The organism is Blastomonas sp. CCH1-A6 (assembly GCF_001556365.1).
Classification (GTDB): Bacteria; Pseudomonadota; Alphaproteobacteria; order Sphingomonadales; family Sphingomonadaceae; genus Blastomonas; species Blastomonas ursincola.
Window position 1 is genome coordinate 1 of the sequence record NZ_LSIS01000081.1, and the last position, 849, is coordinate 849.

Here is an 849-nt window from a genome sequence, read left to right on the forward strand (position 1 = left end):
CCTCTGCCGACAAGGCCCTGATATGCCGTACCGAGGCGACATGATCGCGCAGGCGGTCGTCATGCGTGACGATCAGCAGACTGGCCCCGGCCTCGGCTGCGCATTCGCGCAGCAGCGCCGCCACCTTTTCCATATTGGCATGGTCGAGCGCGGACGTCGGTTCGTCCGCGATGATCAGATCGGGCCGACCGATCAGCGCGCGCGCAATCGCGGCACGCTGCGCCTCGCCCTGGCTCAGCTGGCGCGGGTGGGCATGTGCGCGATGTGCCAGACCCAGCCGCTCGATCAGCATCGGCACACGCTCGGCTTCGGTCGCGTGCCCGCTGAGCCGCTGAGCCAGCCGCAGATTGGCGGTAAGATCGAGTGCCGAGACGAGCTTCAGCGTCTGGAAGACCAGTCCGATGCGTCGGCGGCGCAGGTCGTCGCGCTGGCTGGAGCCGATGCCGGTCATGCTTTCGCCAGCGATGGAGATCGTACCCGCATCCGGGCTCAGCAGCCCGCAGATAAGATTGACCAGCGTAGACTTTCCGCTGCCCGAGGCGCCGATCAGCAGGCTCTGTTCGCCTGCCGCCATGTCGAAGCTGAAATCATCGAGTATCTGTCGCCCTCCGTAACGGAAGGCGAGATTGCGGATCGTGAGGCTCATGATCGCAGCGGTGCCGTCAATCCTTGGTCGCTGTGAATCGCTGTGACTGCGCGGCGGCAGCGTCAGCCGACACGGGAGTGAAGTCCTGTTGCGACGCGGCCGAGCGGGACGCATCGGCGCTCGCCTGCTCCTTCTGATCGGTGGACGATGGGCTCTGCGCCTGCTGCTGCGGCTTGGCTTGCGACGCCTGCTGATCGGCGGGG

At 66.3% G+C, this 849-nt stretch carries 2 protein-coding genes; both read right to left on the reverse strand.

The window, feature by feature from the left end; genetic code table 11:
- On the reverse strand, positions 1-646 hold a 646-nt coding region (locus AX735_RS03775; protein WP_066275853.1), incomplete at its 3' end, for an ATP-binding cassette domain-containing protein.
- Positions 647-662: 16 nt separating this feature from the next.
- A partial coding sequence (locus AX735_RS25585) for a hypothetical protein (RefSeq protein ID WP_202189494.1) occupies positions 663-849 on the reverse strand: 187 nt, incomplete at its 5' end.